General features: G+C 64.1%; 16 protein-coding genes. 7 read left to right on the top strand and 9 right to left on the bottom strand.

All coding sequences use genetic code 11. The annotated features are described in order from the left end of the window. Positions 1 to 16 precede the first annotated feature (16 nt). The 4 genes from G6N28_RS26845 to G6N28_RS16325 form a co-directional block, all read right to left on the bottom strand. Entirely contained in the window at positions 17 to 1,021 is a 1,005-nt protein-coding gene (locus G6N28_RS26845) for a hypothetical protein (RefSeq protein WP_179962097.1), read from the bottom strand. A gap of 237 nt (positions 1,022 to 1,258) precedes the next feature. Then, positions 1,259 to 2,917, bottom strand: coding sequence for a glycosyltransferase family 39 protein (locus tag G6N28_RS16335; RefSeq protein WP_163901987.1), 1,659 nt, complete (start codon positions 2,915 to 2,917; stop codon positions 1,259 to 1,261). 61 nt (positions 2,918 to 2,978) lie between these two features. Beyond that, a complete protein-coding gene (locus G6N28_RS16330) occupies positions 2,979 to 3,806 on the bottom strand; it encodes a glycosyltransferase family 2 protein (protein ID WP_235674598.1) in 828 nt (275 codons plus the stop codon). Further along, positions 3,799 to 4,572, bottom strand: coding sequence for a glycosyltransferase family protein (locus tag G6N28_RS16325; protein ID WP_163901985.1), 774 nt, complete (start codon positions 4,570 to 4,572; stop codon positions 3,799 to 3,801). Before G6N28_RS16325 ends, G6N28_RS16330 begins: the two co-directional genes overlap by 8 nt. A gap of 230 nt (positions 4,573 to 4,802) precedes the next feature. Between G6N28_RS16325 and G6N28_RS16320 the strand changes: the two genes are divergently transcribed. Both G6N28_RS16320 and G6N28_RS16315 read left to right on the top strand, forming a co-directional pair. Beyond that, entirely contained in the window at positions 4,803 to 6,047 is a 1,245-nt protein-coding gene (locus G6N28_RS16320; RefSeq protein WP_163901983.1) for an Rv1490 family membrane protein, read from the top strand. 51 nt (positions 6,048 to 6,098) lie between these two features. Further along, on the top strand, positions 6,099 to 6,953 hold the full coding sequence (locus G6N28_RS16315; protein ID WP_163901981.1) for a class I SAM-dependent methyltransferase: 855 nt from the start codon (positions 6,099 to 6,101) through the stop codon (positions 6,951 to 6,953). Between the two features lie 4 nt (positions 6,954 to 6,957). On the opposite strand, the gene G6N28_RS16310 is transcribed toward G6N28_RS16315, so the two are convergent. Both G6N28_RS16310 and G6N28_RS16305 read right to left on the bottom strand, forming a co-directional pair. Further along, positions 6,958 to 7,926: a rhamnan synthesis F family protein gene (locus tag G6N28_RS16310; RefSeq protein WP_163901977.1), complete on the bottom strand. Its 969-nt coding sequence runs from the start codon at positions 7,924 to 7,926 to the stop codon at positions 6,958 to 6,960. Beyond that, positions 7,923 to 8,705 carry a methyltransferase domain-containing protein gene (locus G6N28_RS16305; protein ID WP_163901975.1) on the bottom strand — a complete coding sequence of 261 codons (783 nt, stop codon included), beginning with the start codon at positions 8,703 to 8,705 and terminating at the stop codon, positions 7,923 to 7,925. Before G6N28_RS16305 ends, G6N28_RS16310 begins: the two co-directional genes overlap by 4 nt. 302 nt (positions 8,706 to 9,007) lie before the next feature. Here G6N28_RS16305 and G6N28_RS16300 point away from each other — a divergent pair, with 302 nt between their 5' ends. From G6N28_RS16300 to G6N28_RS27110, 3 genes are read left to right on the top strand one after another with little or no spacing between them, the layout of a single operon-like run. Next, positions 9,008 to 9,940: an efflux ABC transporter ATPase subunit, DrrA-related gene (locus tag G6N28_RS16300; RefSeq protein ID WP_163901972.1), complete on the top strand. Its 933-nt coding sequence runs from the start codon at positions 9,008 to 9,010 to the stop codon at positions 9,938 to 9,940. Next, complete coding sequence (locus G6N28_RS27115; protein WP_235674597.1) at positions 9,937 to 10,680, top strand: ABC transporter permease; 744 nt, start codon at positions 9,937 to 9,939, stop codon at positions 10,678 to 10,680. The genes G6N28_RS16300 and G6N28_RS27115 overlap by 4 nt, the downstream gene beginning before the upstream one ends. Next, on the top strand, positions 10,677 to 11,471 hold the full coding sequence (locus G6N28_RS27110) for an ABC transporter permease (protein ID WP_235674596.1): 795 nt from the start codon (positions 10,677 to 10,679) through the stop codon (positions 11,469 to 11,471). The genes G6N28_RS27115 and G6N28_RS27110 overlap by 4 nt, the downstream gene beginning before the upstream one ends. 20 nt (positions 11,472 to 11,491) lie before the next feature. Here the strand turns inward: G6N28_RS27110 and G6N28_RS16290 are convergent, their stop codons facing one another. After that, positions 11,492 to 14,599: an MMPL/RND family transporter gene (locus G6N28_RS16290; RefSeq protein ID WP_235674595.1), complete on the bottom strand. Its 3,108-nt coding sequence runs from the start codon at positions 14,597 to 14,599 to the stop codon at positions 11,492 to 11,494. Positions 14,600 to 14,906: 307 nt separating this feature from the next. Here G6N28_RS16290 and G6N28_RS16285 point away from each other — a divergent pair, with 307 nt between their 5' ends. Continuing rightward, positions 14,907 to 16,157 carry a glycosyltransferase gene (locus tag G6N28_RS16285; protein ID WP_163901970.1) on the top strand — a complete coding sequence of 417 codons (1,251 nt, stop codon included), beginning with the start codon at positions 14,907 to 14,909 and terminating at the stop codon, positions 16,155 to 16,157. On the opposite strand, the gene G6N28_RS16280 is transcribed toward G6N28_RS16285, so the two are convergent. Beyond that, complete coding sequence (locus G6N28_RS16280; protein WP_163901967.1) at positions 16,147 to 17,541, bottom strand: condensation domain-containing protein; 1,395 nt, start codon at positions 17,539 to 17,541, stop codon at positions 16,147 to 16,149. The two genes, G6N28_RS16285 and G6N28_RS16280, sit on opposite strands and share 11 nt — an antisense overlap. 88 nt (positions 17,542 to 17,629) lie before the next feature. Between G6N28_RS16280 and G6N28_RS16275 the strand changes: the two genes are divergently transcribed. Next, positions 17,630 to 18,451: a phthiotriol/phenolphthiotriol dimycocerosates methyltransferase gene (locus tag G6N28_RS16275; RefSeq protein WP_163901965.1), complete on the top strand. Its 822-nt coding sequence runs from the start codon at positions 17,630 to 17,632 to the stop codon at positions 18,449 to 18,451. On the opposite strand, the gene G6N28_RS16270 is transcribed toward G6N28_RS16275, so the two are convergent. Then, positions 18,448 to 19,851: a hypothetical protein gene (locus tag G6N28_RS16270; RefSeq protein ID WP_235674594.1), complete on the bottom strand. Its 1,404-nt coding sequence runs from the start codon at positions 19,849 to 19,851 to the stop codon at positions 18,448 to 18,450. The genes G6N28_RS16275 and G6N28_RS16270 overlap by 4 nt on opposite strands.

Raw genomic sequence — 19,851 nt, 5'->3', positions numbered from 1 at the left:
CGGCCGGTTCAGAGGCTCAGAAGGACGGCAGGCCGATCGTCAGCAGGCCGAGCGGCGGCGGTGGAGGCAGACCGATCTGCGGCGGCGGCGGCAGCTGCGGCAATCCCACCGGAGGCGGCGGCGGCAGCTGCGGCATTCCGACCGGGGGTGGCGGCGGCAGCTGCGGCAACCCGGCCGCCGGCGGGGGCGGGAACGACGGAAAGTTCAGCTGCCCAAGCGCATCGAGGGCCGGCACGCTCACCGCGAGCGCCGAGGACAGACCAGCGAGTGCCTGGTCGGGCGCGGGAAGCGACGGAAGCCCTATCGCGGGCAGGTTGCCCAGCGACGCCACCCCCTGGAATGCGCCCGCCAGCACGTCCAGCGGGTTGGTGGCCGGTATTCCGCCGAGGAACGGCCACGGGTTCCCGCCGCTGATCGCGCTGGCCAGGATCAGGTTGCTCAGCAAAAGCGTGGCGTTGTTGGCCGTCGCGACCCCGGCGGCCGTGACCCATCCGCCCGCGGCGGTGATGATGCCGGCGATCGCGTCGCCGCTGATGATCGACGGCACCAACGCCGTCCCCACGTAGGGGGCCAGGGCGTCCATCACGGTAGCCAGATCGGGAGGCGGCGGGAGGTCCGGCGGCGGCGGCAGGGCCAGCGGGGCCGCGGCCACGCCACCGCCGCCCGAACCGGTCGAGCCACTACTGAACATCGAGGCCATATCCAACGGGTTGGCGCCCTCGGCCGCCTCGGCGCCGGGGATGAGCCCGGCCGGTAGGCCGTCCGGCAGGCCCGGCAAGCCCGAGTCGGACGCATCCGGGAGAAGTTCATCCGGGGACTCGGCCGGCGCACTCGACGACGGCGCCGACGCCGGTTCCTCCGATTTGGGGCTTTGCGGGCCGTTCGAAAACGACCACACGAGCACGATGATCGTCGCCAGAACCGCACCCAGTGCGGCGGAGGCGATCATCATCGGAGTCCGCGGGTTTCGGCTGCCCTCCGGCGCCGCGACCGTCGCAGGCTCCATCACATCGGTGTCCACGAAACTCCTCACAATCCTGTTCGCTCGCGACCCGGAGCGACAGCACTCGCAGCCCCAGAATCGGAGACCCCTCAGCCTATCACCGGGAGCTCCGGAGGCGCCCGAATCGTCCGATTAGCACATGCGACCGGACACGAATGATCCGAGCCTCCGGATACCGGATAGGTGCTGCCTACACCAGCCTTCATTTGCCTGTAACTGGAACCGCAAGCAGCTTTCCGCGCGGCCGAAGCCGGGTCAGTGCTCGAACTCGTATATTTCTCCGCCGAGCGGGACGAGATACACCACACTGACGCTCAGGCCGGCCTCGTTTCGATAACCCATTTCCGCCAGGCGCTCCAATATCTGTTGTCGCTTCTCGGGAGTATTGCCGTAGGCGAGCGAGCTGGCGTAGAAGAGGTTTCCTTCAGCAACAGTTGCGGGATCAGGAAGGTTCGCCAACAAATCATCTTGTGTTGCTGCGGCGTACACCTTCGTCGCCGGGTTCGCATGCCAAAGGATCGTGGGCAGGATTCCTATCTCGTCGGAGTCCAAGATCAGCGCATCTGCTTGTTTGATCTCGTCAATACGCAACAGCTCGGAGCGATGTGCCACGAACAAGGCGGTGGCGAGTGCCGCACCAATTACCAAGAGGGGTGGAAGCGCGACGACAACCTTGCGCGGAATGGAGTCCTTACAGGCCTCAGCCGCTTGCCCCAAAGCCACGAACAGAAACGGCGTGACGAAGTGAAGATACTGCAGTCCGATAGCGTGGACCGGGCTGACAAAGAATATGTAGAGCGCAGTGATCGCCAGCCATGACGCGACGCCCGCGACGAACGGCAAGGAATCGACCGACACCATCGCATCCAACGTGTCCGGACGTTTTCTGTACGCCCTGATCGCGAGCCGTGCAGCAAAATAGAGGCCGGCCCCGCCAACGGCGACGTTCAACAAGTTGATCGCAGCGTAGAGGGGATCCGAGAAGTCAAGTAGTCCGAATGGCAGCGGATGCGACCAGTCCAATGGATTGAACAGCTGCAGTACGGTTCCGCCCACCGAACCCAACCGCTGCGCGAACCCGACCAGGGAGAACGACTGCGCCTGCGCGTCCGCCCGCCCCATCGCTTCCAGGAAGTTGGGATGGGATAGGTAAAAAGTAAGCGCGGCAAGTCCACTGACTATCGCGAGCTGCGTCACCTCTTTGTACTGGCGACGCCTCGCCAGGATGGCGCAGGCACATAAGAAGGTCATCACGGCCGGGATGACGAATTGGTAGTGGGTCAAAACCCCTGCTACCAGCGCTATCGCGATCCCGAAGAGGTATCCGGGCTGGCGTTTCTTGAGCCACAAGACCGTCAAGAGCAGCAGCAACGCTGCCAGCATCGAGAACAGAGCGTATTGGCGAATGACGCTGATTGTCATTCGCGAGTACAGGCTCAGCACCCAAGCCGCACTCACGATAAAGCTGAACGTGTTCGACACGTCCAGCACTCGGCAGCAGGCATAGATTATGACCGCCGTAATCAGGAGTATGACCAGATTGAGCACCAGCCCGCTGGTAATGGATACGCCGAACACGCTGAACCAGATATGCAGGAGCCAAAAGTAAAGAGGAGGGTGTATGTCGTAATACGTCAGACCGTGCTGAATTTGGTCGAAGCAGCCAAACGTGTCCAATTGCCAGTACTGCTGCCATTCGGCAGCGCTTACCCACCGCCCCGTCGGGATAGCTTCGCTGTACCGCACTTGATTGCACGTCGCCGCTATAACGCTGATGACATCGTCGTGGTCGATGAGGACGGCGGCGGCCAGTTTTGGCAGATAAATCGCTGCGCCCACTACGACCAGCAGCGCACAGAGCAGCAACTCGACCTTGAAGCCGCGTGCTGCCGTGAGCATCGGCCGATGCGTCATTACGGACTCCTGTGTCGTTGCCACCGCCCACAAGAAGCAGGTGTCAGCCAGCGGCTGTAATTCAGCGATCAGTTAGATAACGCGCGAGCCCGTGCTTGCGGATGATATAGCGGGCGGCATAGTACTGATTCCTCAAACGGGTCTTACCTCGGACATCTACGTAGTGATGAACGACTTCGATCGTGGGATCGAATTGTCTTTTGATGCCAAGTTTTTCCAAACGGATCGAGAGGTCTTGCGCCTCGTGTTCCCGCATTGAGGCGTCATAGCCACCTACCGATTTGAGCACGTGAGAATAGATGAGCATATTGCCCTCGTGCAGCCAGTAGGTTTGCTTCGGAACGGGCGCCTCGAGCACATTAGGCCACTGTTTGATGGCGGGCTTGACCACACGCCCGACGGTCCTCGCGAGCCGGGGCTGGTGTCTGAAGCGGTCGACCAGCAGGGGTAAACCCGAGGTGAGGGTGGCCCTGAAGGAGAATGACGGCCCGTAGTTGTGTGGCTCCTGGCTGCCGTCGGAGCGGCTCACCAAGCCACCGATCACTCCCACGCCTTGAGCGGCGTAGCGCGCGGCCAGCTCCCTGGCGACGTCCGCGGTGTCGGGGGTCTTGAGGTCCATGTCGGCATCGATGAAATGGATCAGGACGTCATCATCGACCTGATCGATGATCTGGTTGCGGTTGGCGCTGGCGCCCCGGTTTACGGCCGCCCTCACCAGCGTCACGTCGCCGAATTCGGCGACTACATCGACACTGTGGTCGGTGGAGGCATCATCCAGCACGAAGATGCGGTCGTAGCCTCGATCCAGCAATTGCGGCAGCAGCCTGCGCAAATAATCGCCCATGTTGTAGTTGGGGACCGCCGCGATAACCGGTAGTCGTTCAGGCATGAGTGGGGCCGCCTTCGCTGCCGGTGACCGCGTCCCGCGTGGGAGGCGCCAAGGGCATCGTGCTCGTCCGCGTCGTGAGTAACCGCCATTCTTTGCCCCAGTAGCGCAGCAATCCGTACCGGTAGCGAAACTGAGCGCGAGCCCCGTACAGACGGCTCAAACCCGTCGCTGATTTTCGTCCGAAGTGGTTGATGTATGCCATTTCTGTCGCGTACACCCCGAAGCCGGCCGTTCTCGCGCGCAGACACAGGTCCACATCGGCGCCCCAGGCAAACCTCCCGAATGCCCGCTCGTCGAAATCGCCGATGGCCAACCAGGCCTGCTTCGTCATCATCAACGCGCAGCCATCCGTGAAGGGCAACTTGCGGAGCACCGGCTTGGGTTCGTAGTTCCCGGCCGGGCCGCGGTAGTCGGACAGAATCCGAAGGTGACCGTTGACGTCGTCATAGACAGGGACGACGATTCCGGCGTCGCTGGGGATGCGGGGGTCAAGCATGCCGGCGACGAATCCCGGGGATAGCCGCGTGTCGTTGTTGAGCGTCATCGCGTGGGTGTAACCGTTGGCGAACGCGTGGCGGAAGATGAAGTTCGATCCACCGGCCCAGCCGAGGTTCCGCCCCGGCGTGATGACCTCTTCGTCTTCGAGTCGCGGGTAATCGCCTCGGTTGTCGACGATGACGAAGTCGGCTCGCTCGCGTCGCAGATCGCTGACGACAGCGTGGGTGTAGTCATGTTGACCATAGGCCGGAATGCCGATGAGCAGCATCTATTCGCTCCCCCAACTGTCGTCGCGCCCATCCTAGATGAGGCGGATACGGGTCCTGGTCGCAGAGCGCGCGGGCGGGAGACGCCGTCACCGGCTGCCCCGTCGCTCCTGTCTACCCGACAGTTCGGGGCGCACGCCCGTTGCGCTAGTTTGCCCTTCGAACGCCAACCCCGAAGACAGTGGCTGGTGCCGACGGAGCCGTTGCGACGGCTTACACCCGAGGAATCGACATGACAAACGCAGGTCTTGCCGACAAACGTGCGCGGACGTACCTGCTGGTGTCGGTCTGGCTGGTGATCGCCGCCATCATTCATCTGTTCGTCGTGCTGGTCGCCTATCCGTCGGCGATCTACTGGCTGTCGTATTACGTGCCCAATTACGAGTTCGGGTTCGTCCGTCGCGGCCTCGGCGGCGAAATCATTCGGATGCTTCCCGACGGCTACTACTTCACAGCCGCTTACACGATGCTGGGAGCGTCCGTTGTCGTCTGGCTCATCGCACTGGGCGTGCTGATGTGGCGGATCCTGTCGGGGCAGCCCGGGCGCGAGCGCAGAGTGATGCTGGCACTGCTTGTTCCGGTATTGCCGTTCTCGTTGACCTATGCACTGTACTCTCCGCATCCGGAACTCTTCGGGATGGCCGCGCTGGTCGCTCTCGGCCTCTTTCTCACCAACACCCGCACGGCTCGGCCCAGACTGATCGCTTGTGCGCTCTATGGAAGCGCAATCGCCGCACTCGCGTTCGTGCACGAGGCGATTCCCCTGCAACTCGCGCTCGGCGCGGTTCTGGCGATAGTCGTTCTGCCGAAGGATATGTCGCCTGCCCTGCAGCGCATCTGCTTGATGTCGGCTGTTGTGCCGGGAATCGTCGCGGTGCTGCTGGCCGCCGGGCTGGGACGCAAACAGGTCGGATCATTGTTGTGCGAACAAATTCCGCACAGGATGATCGAAAACCCTTACGCCGCATCAACTTCCGTGCAGAATACATTGGATTACATGTTCGGCCGCGTCGAGAGCAAGTCGGACTACCACGACTGGATGTGTCGCTATGCGACCCCCATTCTCGAATCCAACTTCAGCGACGGCGTGCAGATGGTGGCGCAATTCGGCGTCCTGCCGCTCTTGGCTTCGTTCATCGTCGGGTTGCTGTACTTCGTCGGCACCACCTGGGCGATCCAGTTCTTCTCCGGCGTACCGGTCACGACATTTCTTCGTGAACTGCGGGGCAACTACGTGTTGGCCGTGCTGGCCTTGGCGTTGATGGTGCCGGTGTTCATGACCGCAGTCGACTGGACTCGCTGGTGGATCTTGATCACCTTCGACGTCGCGGTTGTCTACATCATGTACGCGGCTAGCAGGCCGGAGATAGCAAAACCAGCGTCTCGCAGTGAGGCGCGAATCTTTGTTTGGGTCGTCGCCCTGCTGGTGATCGTGCCCACTGGCGCGGCGCTCCACATCGGCGGCTCGAACTTCTAGCGGCACGCGGATTTACGTCATCTTGCGGGAGGCGAAGGAGGAGACGCGGTCTTGCGCGCGAACGTCATCGCGGTGAAGATCGACTGCGGAGCCGCCGATGAACGGTGCTCGACAACGACAGGGGTTTATGTGGCGATAAGGAACCGGATTGCGAACCAGTTGCAAAACGGAGCCCGCAGGCTTACGGCCTATTTGCCATCTGCGCAAAGCATCGAGAAGTTCCAATCGGAGCTCGACGATGTAAGGGACAAAATCGGCGATACCCGGATGGAGCGACTCTTCGCAAACCATCAGGGGCCGCAACTCCTCAAATGGCTTCACTACCTACCGATTTACGAACGACATTTTTCCCCGTATCGAGAGGTGGGATCGGTATCGCTCTTGGAGCTCGGGGTGTATCGGGGTGGGTCGCTGAAACTCTGGCGGGAGTACTTCGGCCCTGCATCCCAGGTTTTCGGTATCGATATCGATCCCGCATGCGCCCGGTTCGACGGTGATTACGGCAGTGTCCGGATCGGGAGCCAGGCCGATCCGGATTTCCTCCAGGGAGTGGTCCAGGAGATGGGCGGCATCGACATCGTGATCGATGACGGCAGCCACGTGATGAAACACATAAAGGCCAGTTTCGAAACGCTGTTTCCGCTCCTCAGCGACGGCGGACTGTACGTCGTAGAGGATCTCCACACGGCCTACTGGCCCTCGTTTGGTGGCGGATACCGTTCGCGCCGCAGTTTCATCGAGACAGCCAAAGGCCTCGTCGACGACATGCACCACTGGTATCACCGGCGGGCGGCTTCCCAGCCGTTCGCCAAGGATCAAGTCGCCGCAGTTCACTTCTACGACAGCATGATTGTGTTCGAGAAGCGCAAGGTGGAACGCCCGACATCCGTCATGGTCGGCGGCTGAAGCATCACCTGCTGCGCCGCGGCGCGGCAGGTGGCCTGCGCCAAGTCGGCGGCCCACAGGCAAGGCGGTCCACGTTCGATTGGATCAGCCCGTACGGATAGCTCGTGTGTGTCTCGATGAAGTCCCGCAGCTGTGCCATCGAGTCGTGCCACGGAACGTTGTGGCGCGGGAGGACCGTTTTGAGGAACGGGAAACGCAGCTGCTCGATGAGACCGTCCCAGAAGAAAAGGGTGGCGTTCGTCGGCCGCCCGGACAGCTTCTCAGCCCACGGATGCGCCGGCGAGCGTGCATACGACGCTCTGATGGCAGCGAGAGAGGCATAGGCCTTCATGGACAGGCCCGCCCTCCGGGCCCGCTTGGACAAGCCGACCTCGTATAGCCGGATGATCCACCACTTGTCGTCGATGTACTGGAATCTGCGCCAGAAATCGTCGAGAAACGGCCGGGTGCGCGAGTTGAGGTCCCAGGCGAGAAAGAAGGACTGAAGGTGGTGGCCCCTTTCACGGCTCTCGATTGCACCGTACATGTCGGCTCCGCTGAACGACTCCCACATCTCCCGGAGTGGAAACAGCGGGCCGTAGACGCTGTCGTTGGCCAAGACAAACCGGTCGAACTGCTCGAGTGACCAGCCACGCTCGTGAAGGATGCACCATGCGAGATGCCAGGAACCGAAATCGAGGGTGAGGGTACGGCGGGTGTATATGCCGGCGCACAGCGGGCGGATAGGGTCGACTGAATCCCGTGCAAGCGTAGGGGATCCGGAGACGAACAGAATCGTCGCGCCGAGCGCATGCAGTGCCTGCAAGTAGTAGACGACATAAGGATCCACGACGCCGTGCGGATCGAAATGCGCGAACAGAACGAGGGTCCTGCGGTCGTGTGGTGGTTGAGAAGGCAATTCTTGATGCGTCTCGCAGATGAAACGTAGTGCGTCACCGTCAAATCGGTAACGGATGGCCTCGCGCAGACTCACAAGGATGGTGCCGTCTTCTTTCTGGCGAGCGCGAAGAAGTCGGTATGCGCCGCAGTGATGTCGACGATCTCGAGATCGAGGTGGCGCAGCAGGTCGTCGACGAGTTGGGCATCGAACACGTGGTGATGCAGCGTCCTGTTGGACGCGTTCTCGAGGCTCCGCTGCCTGAACTCCGCCGGGGTCCCCGCGGGCGGGTCCAACGCCAGGTCGTGAAGCTGCAGAATCTCGTCGAGATGGGTGAGATCGTCCTCCCCGACGTCGTTGTTGAAATCGTCCAGTAGGTGGTCGAAGCTCGTAACAGGCCGCCGGTGATCGAAGTTGCTCACCTTGTTCGGCAAAACGAGCACCAAAGCGCCGCCCGGCCGGATGACCCGCTTCCATTCGATGAGTGCCTTGATGGGGTTGGCGACGTGCTCAAGACAGTTCGAGGAGAGCAAGAAATCGTATTGATCGGTTTCGATTTCGGTCAGGTCGGTAGCCTCGGCGATGAACTGCCGACCGGCCTTATCGCCGAAGAACTCGAACGTGTCCCCCGCCTCTAGTCGCCCTTCCCAGATCGTGTCTGTCGCGAAGTTGACCCCGTCCAGCGAGCGCACATGCCTATAGACCGGCAGTTTGCTGCTGAACACGAGGCTCGGGCCGCCTACCTCTAATCCGCATTTACCGTCGACAAACGGCAGATATTTGTCCCGAAACGGCAGCCGCCAACGGTCATACGCCCAATGGAAAAAGGTGTCCTTTATCGGCTTCGAAACATAGAACTTGACCGCTGCTCGCATCTTCCTCCCGACAATCCGCGCGCCGATCCTATACGCCTATTCGCCCTGATAGATCGCACCGTAGGCTATCTCAGCGGGCCGGGCGCGGACGGCTGTTCGCGGTGCGAATCCCATGACGCGTTCTCACCACCTCGTGGGCACACCACGCCGTTTGAGTGCGACGGATGCACCGTACCGGGCTCCGACCCTGGTCTGGTTGCTGGACAGCGCAGTGGCCGGCGCCCGTCACTGGTTGCTCGATGAGAGGATGGCGTCGACCGGTTCCGGTTCGAGAACCTTTCTATCAACGGTATCGTGAATCTGTGATCGAGCTAGATGGCGTAGCCAAGACCTTCGACGGGTCGGTGTCCGCTTTGCGGGACGTCAGTTTTTTCGTGCCCACGGGGTCGGTCTGCGCTTTGCTTGGCCATAACGGCGCCGGCAAGACGACGCTCGTCAAGATTCTGGCGACTTTGCTGCGCCCAACCGCTGGTCGAGCAGTGGTTTCGGGCTTCGACGTCGTCCGGCAGCCCGGGCAGGTACGGGAGAGCATCGGGCTGACCGCCCAAGATGCGGCCCTGGACCAGGTGCTCACCGGCCGCGAGAACCTCGTGCTGTTCGGGCGGCTGCGCGGGCTGCGTCGCCAGGAGGCGCGTCAGCGCGCCGAGGAGCTGATCGAGCGGTTCGACATGCGCCAGGCCGCCGACCGCCCGGTGTTCACCTATTCGGGGGGCATGCGGCGCCGCATCGACATCGCGGCCGCCCTGGTGGTTCCACCCCGGGTGCTGTTCCTCGACGAACCCACCACCGGTTTGGACCCGCGCAGCCGCCGCGACGTGTGGGCGTTGGTGGCGTCGTTGAAAGCTCAGAACATCACCGTCCTGCTGACCACGCAGTATCTCGACGAAGCCGACGTGCTCAGCGATTCCGTCGTCATTCTCGACGGCGGGCGCGTCGTCGCCCGCGGGACGGCCGAGGACCTCAAGCGCCGCATGGGTTTCGGCTACTGCGAGGTGACCCCGCTCAACCCGGCCGATCTGAACCGGGTGTTCGGCTTGGTCGCCGACATCGAGGGTGCCGAGATCGACGCGGCCGCCAACACCGTGTCGGTGCCGGCCCGCGACGGTGCGGCGACGCTGGTCATGGTGCTGCGCCGGATCGAACAGCTGGAAATCGAGCTGCTGGACATATCGCTTCGCAAGCCGTCGTTGGACGAGGTGTTCTTGCACCTGACCCCGTCGAGTGTCACGGTATGACCGCGGTCACCGTGCTGACCGAGCGCGTGGTGCTTTCCTCACTGCGCGATCATGACCTGCTGTTCGGGGTGGCGACGCCGATCGTCACCTTCCTGGGCTTCACCTTCGCCCTGCAGAACGTGATCAACACCGGCGGCATGAGCTACCCCCAGTACATCGTGCCTGCCGTGGTCGTCCAGTCGATGCTCTTCGGCGCGCTGACCACCACCGAGCGAGCCGCGAAAGACCGTCGGCTCGGGATCGGTGTCCGGCTGCACACGCTGGCCATCAGCGCCGCCGCCCCGCTGATGGCCCGGATGCTGTACTGCCTGTTCCGCGGCGCCCTCGCCATCGCGGCGGCCATCGCCACCGCCTATCTGTTCGGGTTCCGGATGATGGGCGGCGCGTTTTACGCAGCGGCGTTTGTCGCGGTTGCGCTGCTGCTGACACTCGCCTTGTCCCTGGGCGCGGACGCGATGGGGTCCTACGGCTACACGCTGGATGCGGTGAGCCAGCTTCTTCTCATTCCGCAACTGCTCCTGGTCCTGCTTTCCACGGGTATGGCGCCGGTTTCGGCGTTCCCGGACTGGATCGAGCCCTTCGTGCGGCACCAGCCTGTCTCGCACGTGACCGAGACGCTGCGCGGGCTTGCCCTCGGCAACGTTTCGGGCATCAACCTGGCGGCCACCCTGGCATGGTCTGTGGGCCTGCTCGTGGTGTTCGGTGCGATCGCGCTGCGGATGCAACGGCGGACACAGTGAACCCCAGCGCGTCGCCTCGGTCCTCGCTGCTCACCGAGAGCCTGTTGTTCGCCGGCCGGCACGCCAACCACTGGCGGAACATGCCCGCGATTCCGATTCAGAGCCTGTTGCTTCCGACGCTGCTGCTGCTCGTCTACTACCTGCTCGTCGGCGAGTCGATGGTGGCGATTTCCGGCACCGACAACCTCCAGGCGTTGGTGCCGATGTGCGCATTGGCCGGTGGAATGTTCGGTGCGCTCGGCGCGGGCTTTTCCGTTCCCTTCGAACGAGCCAGCGGCCTGCTCAGCCGCTGGTGGACCTTTCCGGTGCACCGGGCCAGCGTGATCGTCGGCAGGCTCATCGCCGAGGCCGTGCGCACACTGGTGGCCGCCGCACTGATCACCGCCGTCGGTGTCGCGCTCGGCCTTCGATTCGCCAGCGGCTGGATCGCGGTGATTCCTTTCCTGCTGGTGCCGGTTCTCGTGGTCCTCGTGTTCTCCACCGTCATCCTGACATTCGCCCTCTCGGCGGGACCCAACGTCAACGCCGTGTTCACCTATCTCGCAACAGGATCCGTCGGACTGGTGTTCGCCAGCTCCGGCGTGGCCCCGGTCGGGATGTACCCATCGTGGATGCAGCCCTTGATTCAATACCAACCGATGTCGGTGGCGATCGACTCGATGCGGGCCTTCGTCGAAGGGACCTCACCCGTCTTACCGTTGACATTGACCGTCGTCTGGTTCCTTGCGCTCGCCGCGGTGTTCGGACCGCTGGCCGTCCGCAGATACCGCCTCGCCGCCGAGGCCGGTTAGACCCGGTAGGCGTTAACCGGTCAGTACGTCACACCCGATCCCACCGGCCGCGCGGGTGATCGATGCGGCTTGGCGAACCGGCCCGTCGTCCTTGTCGGGCGCCGGGCGCCGACGCTCCGTCTCGCCATCGACTCGGCCGGAACCGTGCTGAGTACCTCGGTCGGTGGTTCCTCCGGGGGCTGCGGGGGCTGTTGGTCGTCCTTCTTGACGAGGGCTGGTGGTTTCGACGGCCACCAGTTGAGGTTTCCGAGCAGGACGGCGATCGCGGGCACGGTGACGGTGCGCACGACGAAGGTGTCCAGCAGCAGGCCCACCCCGATGACGAAGCCGACTTGCACGAGAGCGGCGAGGCTGCTGAAGGTCAGGCCGAACATCGACGCCGCGAAGATCAGGCCCGCCGAGGTGATCACGCCACCGGTCGCGCCGATGGTGCGCACGACCGCGGGCCCCATACCGAGATGCGCCTCGTCGCGAATACGAGAAATGAGCAGAAGGTTGTAGTCGGCCCCGACCGCCACCAAGACCAGGAACGTCATTCCCGGCACGCTCCATGCCATGTCCTGTCCGAGGATGAACTGGAAGAACACCACCCCGATCCCAAGTGCCGACAGGTAGGACAACACGACCGTTCCGACGAGGTAGAGCGGCGCGATGAGGGAACGCAGCAACAGGATCAGGACCACGAACACGACGACGAGGGTGAAGATCATGATCAGCTTGACGTCGCCGCTGTAGTAACCGCGGATCTCGTTCTGCACGGAGGAGAATCCCACCATCGAGATATCGGCGTCGGCCAGAATCGTGTTGGGTCGCGCACTTTCGGCTGCGTCGATGACCTCCGCGACCTGGTCCATTGCTTCGGTGCCGAACGGGTCCAGCGCCGTCTGCACCAGAAAACGCGCCGAGTGACCGTCCGGCGAAATGAAAAGCGATGCGGCCTTTTGGAATTCCGGCTGGGTAAGAATCTGCGGCGGAATGTGGAACCCGGACATCGGCGGGTCGGCCGAATCGCGCCTCATGGCCTCCAGGAACGCCGAAGCCTGATCCAATCCGCCGCCCATCACCTTGGTCTGGTTGACCAGAAGCTGAGTGCCGATCGCGAGCGCACGGCTCGAATCGGCGAGCAGGTTCGCCCCCTGTTCGACGGTGGCGAGCTGCTGTGCCACGTTGCCCGGCTTGTCCATCCCCAGCTGACGGGCCGCGTCGGTCGCGGTCTCCATGCTCTCGCTCACGGAGCGCAGGGTCTCGTCAAGGGTTTGGGTGCCCTCGGTGCCTTCGAGCTCGCGACCGAGTTCGGCGATTCGTTGTACCGTCGCGGCGTTCTCCGGCGCGGTGAGCTCGCGCAGATCCTGGCGCGAAGCGACGCAACCGGGATCGACGTCGCAGGCCGGGTTGGCGTTGAGGGCGTTGACCATGGGAGTCGCCCAGGCGTGGATATCGGTGATCCGGGTGGTGTTGACGCCGATCGCCTCGCCGAGGGAACGCATGTTCTCGACCAACGTCGCCGTCTTGTCGATTTCGTCGAGTGTCTTCGATCCGCCGAACTGTTGTTGCATCGCGGCCAGGGCGTTCACCAGCGGCCGCACCGTGATGACCCCGCCGACCACGCTGTCGCGGAGTTGGTCGAGCGTGTCGGCGAGTTTGTGCGACCCGCCGGCCAGCAAGTCCAGGTTCGCATCGTTCTCGGTGATGAGATCAGACGCCTGGCCCAGTTTGCTTCCCACTTCGCCGGCCTGATAGGTGGCTTTGGCCTGTTCGATGACTTGGCCGGTGGGTCTGGTGATGCCGCGCACCATGTCGATATCGGGCAGCTGGCTGATCCGGTGCGCCATCTCCTCCATGATCGCCAGCGCCCTGGGGCTACGCAGATTCTTGGACGACTGGATGAAGAGGAACTGCGGGACCGTGCTGCTGACCGGGAAGTGCTCGGCCAAAGCGTCGTAGCCGAGGTTGCTTTCGGCGTCGGCGGGCAGGTTCTTTCTGTCGTCGTAGTTGTAGGTGATCAAAGACGCGCAGGCGGCCAGGGCGATCAGGATCACCAAGCTGGCGGCCAGGTGCGTGAGCGGCCGGCGCACGATGTGCTGCCCGGATCGCCGCCACCACGGGCCGGTCAGGTCCTTGCGCGGTTTGACCCAGCCGCGACGGCCGACGAGCGTGACCATCGCGGGCAGCAGCGTGATCGACGCGAGAAAGCCCACGATGACGGTGACCGACAGCGCGGGGCCGACGGTGGAGAAGACGGCCAGCTGAGTGAAGGCCAATCCGTAGAACGCGAGCGCGGTGGTTCCCGCGGATCCCGCGATCACCTTTCCGATCGATCCGAGGGCGGAGATCACCGCCTCGTCTGAACTCAAGCCGGTGCGGATGTACTCGTGATAGCGAGTGAACAGAAAGATGGCGTAGTCGACACCCGCGCCAATCATCACCGCGGTCATCAGCACCAACGTCTGCGGCCCCAGCCCGAGCAGTCCCAGGTCACCGAGGCCGGCCACGGCGGCCTGGGCCACCCCGAGCGAGACGGCGATCATCAGCAAGGGCATGATCATCGCCACGACGTTGCGGTAGACCAGGATCAGGATGGTCAGCACGATCAGCACCGTGGCGATCTCGACGACGTGTTGATCGCGGACGCCGTATTCGTTGAGGTCTTCCAGCGTCGCGGCGCCGCCGACCATGTGCGGCGTGAGCGTGGTGCCCGCGGTGACTTCGTCGACGATTTCGCGGAACCCGGAGTAGGCCTTCTGGCCGTCAGCGAGGCCCATCGTGCCGTGCAGGCTGGCGGGCAGCTGCCAGGCCTTATTGTCCTCGCTGGTCATCACCGGACGCAGTTCGGGAATGCTGATGAAGTCCTGCGTCCCGATCACGTGCTCGGTGTCGGCGTTGAGCCGTTCCACCAGCGTCCGGTAGGTCTGCTCGTCTCGTTTGGTCAGCCCGTTCTTGTTCGTCAGGACGACGATCGCGGCGTTTCCCGCGCCTGCCTCGTCGAACGCGTCCTGCATGGCGTCGCCGGCGGCCAGCACCTCGGAGCTCTCCGGCAACAATGGGGGCGGCTTCCTGGCCGCCACCTCCAGCAACGGGGGCACCGACAACAGCAGGGTGCCCACCAGGACCAGCCAGGCAGCAATCACCAGCAGGGGGTGACGGACGACCAGCTTGCCCAGGGCTGGAAAAAATCCTCCCTGCAACGCACCGCTGAATTTGGCGCGCGAAAACACTAGTTAAGGCTACACGGCTACGACGCCAAGTTCGCCGCCTATGAAGTTTGCCCAACGGGCCTGCTGACCTGCTCCTATCACCGGTTGTGGCTGGTGCGCCAGTCGCTGGGCACGGGCGCCTCACAGGCGGCCGACGCCGGTCTCGAGCGCCTCTGGACGCCGCTGCCCGCCGGCCCCTGTGCTCTAATCGGGGCGTGTCCGCCATGGGAAAGCCCCGCCGATGAGGTTCGTGGTCGCGGTCCACGGGACCCGTGGCGACATCGAGCCCTGCGCGGCTGTCAGCCTGGAGCTGCTTCGCCGCGGACACGACGTGCGCCTGGCCGTTCCGCCCAACCTCGTCTCGTTTGTCGCCAGGGCAGGCCTGCCGCCGGCGGTTGCCTACGGGGTGGACTCGCAACAACAGCTCGACGCCGACATCTTCCGCAAGTACTGGAAGATTCAGAACCCGCTGACCGCGCTGCGGGAGCTCAGGGAGTACATCACCCAGGGCTGGGCCGAGATGAGCGCGACGCTGACGCCCCTTGCCGAGGGGGCTGATCTGATCCTCACCGGCACGACGTACCAGGAGGTCGCGGCCAACGTCGCCGAGTATTACGGCATCCCGTTGGCGGCCTTCCATTATTTCCCGGCCCGCGCCAACAGCCAAGCCCTTCCGCTGCCGTTGCCGTCCCAATTGGTCCGACCCGTATGGGCGGTGGCCGAGTGGGCGCACTGGCGCGCGCTGAAGGAGGCAGATGACGCGCAACGACGCGATCTTGGTCTGCCGAAGTCGACCGTGCGTGCGGCGCGACGCATCGTGGAGGGCGGGGCACTGGAGATCCAGGCCTACGACGAGGTGTTCTTCCCACGCCTGTCCGAGGAATGGGGCGGTCGCCGGCCGTTGATCGGCTCGTTGACGGTGGAGCTGGGGGCAGACACCGACGACGAGGTGGCGTCCTGGATCGCCGCGGGCACGCCGCCGATCTATTTCGGGTTCGGCAGCATGCCGGTGCAGTCTCCGGATGACGCCATCGCGATGATCACCGACGTCTGCGCCGAGCTCGGCGAGCGGGCGCTGATCGCCACGGGCGTCTGGGAGCTCAGCGAATCCACGCTCAACGCGCAGGGTGACCACGTCAAGCTCGTGAACGCCGTCAACCACGCGGCGATGTTTCCCCTTTGTCGCGCGGTCGTCCACCACGGCGGTTCGGGAACCACTGCCGCCGGGGTGCGGGCGGGGGTACCCACGTTGATTCTGTGGGTGGGCGCCGATCAGCCGGTGTGGGCCGCTCAGGTCAAGCGATTGGAAGTCGGTGCGGGACTACGCTTTTCGCGCACAACGCGCGATTCGCTGCTCGACGCCCTCCGGACCATCCTTAAGCCCAACTACCTCGCCCGCGCACGTGACGTGGCCACTCAGATGACCAAACCCGCCGCGAGCGTCTGCGCTGCAGCCGATCTGCTCGAAAAGGCAGCCCGCACTATTCGATGACGCCGGTCAGGTCGAAGTCGGCAAGCGTGGCAGCGACGAGTTCACGCAGTTTTTGTCGCGAGTTGTCGCCGCCCGGCTGGTAGGCGCGGATATTGAGGAAGAGCTTGCCGTTGATTCTCCCGGTTCCCAAATTGAGCTCGCCCCCGGCGAGTTCGGGGCTTTTTGTCGTCAGGTTCTGCTCCACCATCCGAAACGAGACGGTCTCGGCTTCGGTGCCGTCGGCATAGGCCACCGCAGGGTCGAGTTCACCGAGGTTCGAGCAGCCGACCTGCAGGTCAGCGGAGTTCATCGCGCCCAGCGGCACCTTCTTCACCAACCCTGTGGGGACCATCGGAACCAGCGGGAAGACGCGCTCGAAGTCCTTGAACTTGCCCATCCCCTCGACGAGCGCCTGCTTGATCGTGTTGCGCATGTCGCGAAGGTCCGACGTCACCGGGCCGGGATCGACGGCGAAGTCGATGCCCTTGATCGCGTTGGCGCGCAAGTCGTTTTCGGTGCGGTCGTTGACCGGATACGACAAGGTGACGAAGTTGTCTGCGGCGCGCACCCGCCCGAATCGCCGTCCCAGCTGCGCCGCGAACCCGGCGATGAGCGCGTTGCTCGTGCCGTGCAGCCGCTCGGCGCAGGCGTCCCAGTCGGCCAGATCGATGTAGACGGTCGCGGTGGGCACCACTGCCGGCCGGTCGGGCTCGCGGCTGCGACGGGGCCGCGCGGGCCTCTGCTTGACGAGGTCGGGCAGGTCGCGAACCCCCAGCTTCACCGTGGCGCCGAGCGCGCGGGCGACTCGCGGTAGGTCGCGTGCGGCCCGGCGGGCATCCTCCGTCCAGGCTTGCCTTCTGGCGCGAGAACCCGGCGGTGGATAACCGAAGTCGTGCCGTACCCCCTTGGCCGCGTCCGCGACCGCAAGACACAGGCCGAGCCCGTCGACCACGGTGTGGGAGGCCACCAAACTGACCGCCCCGCCATAGTTCTCGATCGGAAGGACCCCGAGGTGCCAACCCGGACCGAACTCCGGGTCGACTGGCACCTGTGCGCGTTCGTCGACCCACTCCGCGACCGCGGTACGCGCGCGGGCCGGTTCGGCGATGTCGATCTCCGGCGCCTCGTGGCACGCCACCCAGCGGTGTCGTCCGAACGGAAACGGGGACGGCTCGACCCGGCGTCCCAACAGGCCGTAGGCGAGGTTGTCGCGCAGCCGGCGCAATCCGTCGAGGTCGACGTCGCGTGGATACACCCACGTGCACTGGATACCGTGGACGTGGCCGCTGACCCGTACCCACAGATATGACGCCTGGTCCATGTAGGCCAACGTGTTGTCGACCGTGGGGTCACCGCTGGCGGGGAGGCCGGATCTCGACTCGGGTTGGGCATCGCCGAACCTCACGTCACCTCTTCTCTCCGATTCTCTCCGACCCGTGCGCACTTCGCACCTGCCGCAGACATTATGTCGTGCGCCTGAAATACTGGAGCCGATGATTGAGCAAATTTACCGACCGGTGGTCACCAAGGTCGTCAACTTCTCGCACCGACACCTCGGGAAGGTCATCGGTAAGTACGGGTACAGCCTGGTGACCCGGCGGCTCGGTACCGACGAAGTCCTCTTCCTCAACTGGGGATATGAGGAAGATCCGCCGATGAATCTGCCGCTGGACCCCTCGGACGAGCCCGACCGGCTCTGCATTCAGCTCTACCACCGGGTGGCGGCGCAGACCGATCTTGAAGGCAAACGGGTGCTGGAGGTCAGTTGCGGTCACGGCGGCGCCGCCTCCTACATCACGCGCACCATGCGCCCGGCGTCCTACACCGGTCTGGATCTCAACCCGGCGGGCATCGAGTTCTGTAAGCGCAGGCACCAACTGCCCGGATTGTCGTTCGTGCAGGGCGATGCCGAGAACCTGCCGTTTCCCGACGAGAGCTTCGACGCGGTCATCAACGTCGAAGCGGCGCACCTCTACCCCAACTACCGTCGGTTCTTGGCCGAAGTCGTCAGGGTGCTCGCGCCAGGCGGGCACTTCCTCTACGCCGATCTCCGTGATCGGGCCGGTATTCCGGAATGGGAAGCCGCACTTAGGGATTCGTCGCTGCAGCTGGTGTCGGAAGAGGAGATCAACAAGCAGGTGCTGCGCGGGCTCGAAATGAACTCGCCGCGCTACCAGGAGCTGATCAACCGGCATGCGCCGAAGCTGTTGCGCAGGTTCGGCCGTGACGTCGCCGTCACCAAGGGCTCCCCGCTGTACGAAGAGGTCGAACGGGGCGACCTGTCTTACCGGCTGTACTGCTTGGTCAAGAACTAGATGATTTCACCGCTGAGCCCGAACTCGGCCAGAGTGCTCGCCACCAACTCACGCAACCTCTGTTTGGAGTTCTCGGCACCGACCCGATAGCCGATGACGTCGATGGAAATCCTGCCGCTGATGCGGCCGGCCACCACCACGAGCTGACCGCCGGCCCGCTCGAGATCGGCTCGACGCACGTTCTGGTCCGCACCGCGGAGCATGGTGTACTCCGCTTCGGTGCCGTCGGGACAGGCCACCGATGGGTGCACATCGCCGAGGTTGGAACATGAAACCGGAAGGTCCGCACCGGATCCCAGAAACTGTTCGACCACTCGCCTGAGAGCGCGTCGCGGCACGAACGGCACCAACGGAAGCAGCTGCAGCGCGGCGTCGGGCTCATCTCTGGCCGCCTGCAGCGCCTGTCGCACGGTGCTGCGCGCAGCGGAGAGATCCGTCGTCACCGGGGCCGGGTCGATGTCGGCGGATGCGAAAAGCATCGCGTTGGCCCGGGTGTCCTCCAGCCCGGTACGTCCGTTGAGGGCCATCACCAACGTCACGGCGCCGTCGGAGCTCTTGCGCCCCATGTGTTCACCCAACCGGGCAGCGAAACCGGCCACCAGCGAATAGCTTGTTCCGTTGAGCAACTCCGCTTGCGCGTCCCACTGCGCCAAATCCACCAGCGCGCTGACAGCGGGCACCACGACGCGGGCCTCGGGATCGGACGTCCCGGCGACCGGTGGCGTGGGCACCTTCGCCGCCGCCTCGCCACGGCTCTGCAGACCGAGCTTCGCGGCGGTCACCGTTGTCCGGGCCGCCTCGGGTACGCCTTTGACAGTCTGGCCGAGATCAGCCAGGGCACCGCGAAAACGCTTGCGCGACTGTGGCGGTGGAAAGCCGAAGTCACGTCGCACGCCGTGGACCGCCTCGACCACCGACAGCAGCGCCGCGACGCCGTCGCCGAGATGGTGCGAACCCACCAGGGTGACCGCGGTGGAGCCGTCGGTCATCGGCAACACCCCCATGTGCCAGCCGGGACCCCATTCGGGATCGACCGGCAGTTGGGCACGTTCGTCGAACCAATCGCTGACCTCGGTACGAGGGCGCGGTTGGTCGATGTCGAGGGCCGCCGCGGGCCCCAGTGCAGAGATCCACCGGTGCCTGCCGAACGGCAGCGTCGAGCGCTCGATCCGGCGGCCGGCCACCCCGTAGCCGAAGTTGCGGTGGAAGCGCCGCAACCCGTCCATGTCGACCGGGTGCTCATAGATCCACAGCATCTGCATGAGCTGACCGCGGCCCGTCGCGCGCAGCAGCTGAAAGCCGGCCTGATCCATGAAGGTGAGTTGATTATCCAGCGCACCTTCGGTTTCGGCGGCACGACGTCTCAACCGTTGCCACTTCGGATTAGCTTGGATGGCCAT

Source organism: Mycolicibacterium pulveris, from assembly GCF_010725725.1.
GTDB lineage: Bacteria > Actinomycetota > Actinomycetes > Mycobacteriales > Mycobacteriaceae > Mycobacterium > Mycobacterium pulveris.
The sequence above is the reverse complement of the archived record's forward strand: the minus strand, read 5'-3'. Positions and strand labels throughout refer to the sequence as shown.

Coding starts and splice junctions, on each gene's coding strand:
- G6N28_RS16335 (WP_163901987.1), bottom strand. CDS start 2,917: ATGACGCATCGGCCGATGCTCACGGCAGCACGCGGCTTCAAGGTCGAG.
- G6N28_RS16275 (WP_163901965.1), top strand. CDS start 17,630: ATGATTGAGCAAATTTACCGACCGGTGGTCACCAAGGTCGTCAACTTC.
- G6N28_RS16320 (WP_163901983.1), top strand. CDS start 4,803: ATGACAAACGCAGGTCTTGCCGACAAACGTGCGCGGACGTACCTGCTG.
- G6N28_RS16330 (WP_235674598.1), bottom strand. CDS start 3,806: ATGCCTGAACGACTACCGGTTATCGCGGCGGTCCCCAACTACAACATG.
- G6N28_RS27115 (WP_235674597.1), top strand. CDS start 9,937: ATGACCGCGGTCACCGTGCTGACCGAGCGCGTGGTGCTTTCCTCACTG.
- G6N28_RS16305 (WP_163901975.1), bottom strand. CDS start 8,705: ATGCGAGCAGCGGTCAAGTTCTATGTTTCGAAGCCGATAAAGGACACC.
- G6N28_RS16270 (WP_235674594.1), bottom strand. CDS start 19,851: ATGGCCATCCAAGCTAATCCGAAGTGGCAACGGTTGAGACGTCGTGCC.
- G6N28_RS16285 (WP_163901970.1), top strand. CDS start 14,907: ATGAGGTTCGTGGTCGCGGTCCACGGGACCCGTGGCGACATCGAGCCC.
- G6N28_RS16325 (WP_163901985.1), bottom strand. CDS start 4,572: ATGCTGCTCATCGGCATTCCGGCCTATGGTCAACATGACTACACCCAC.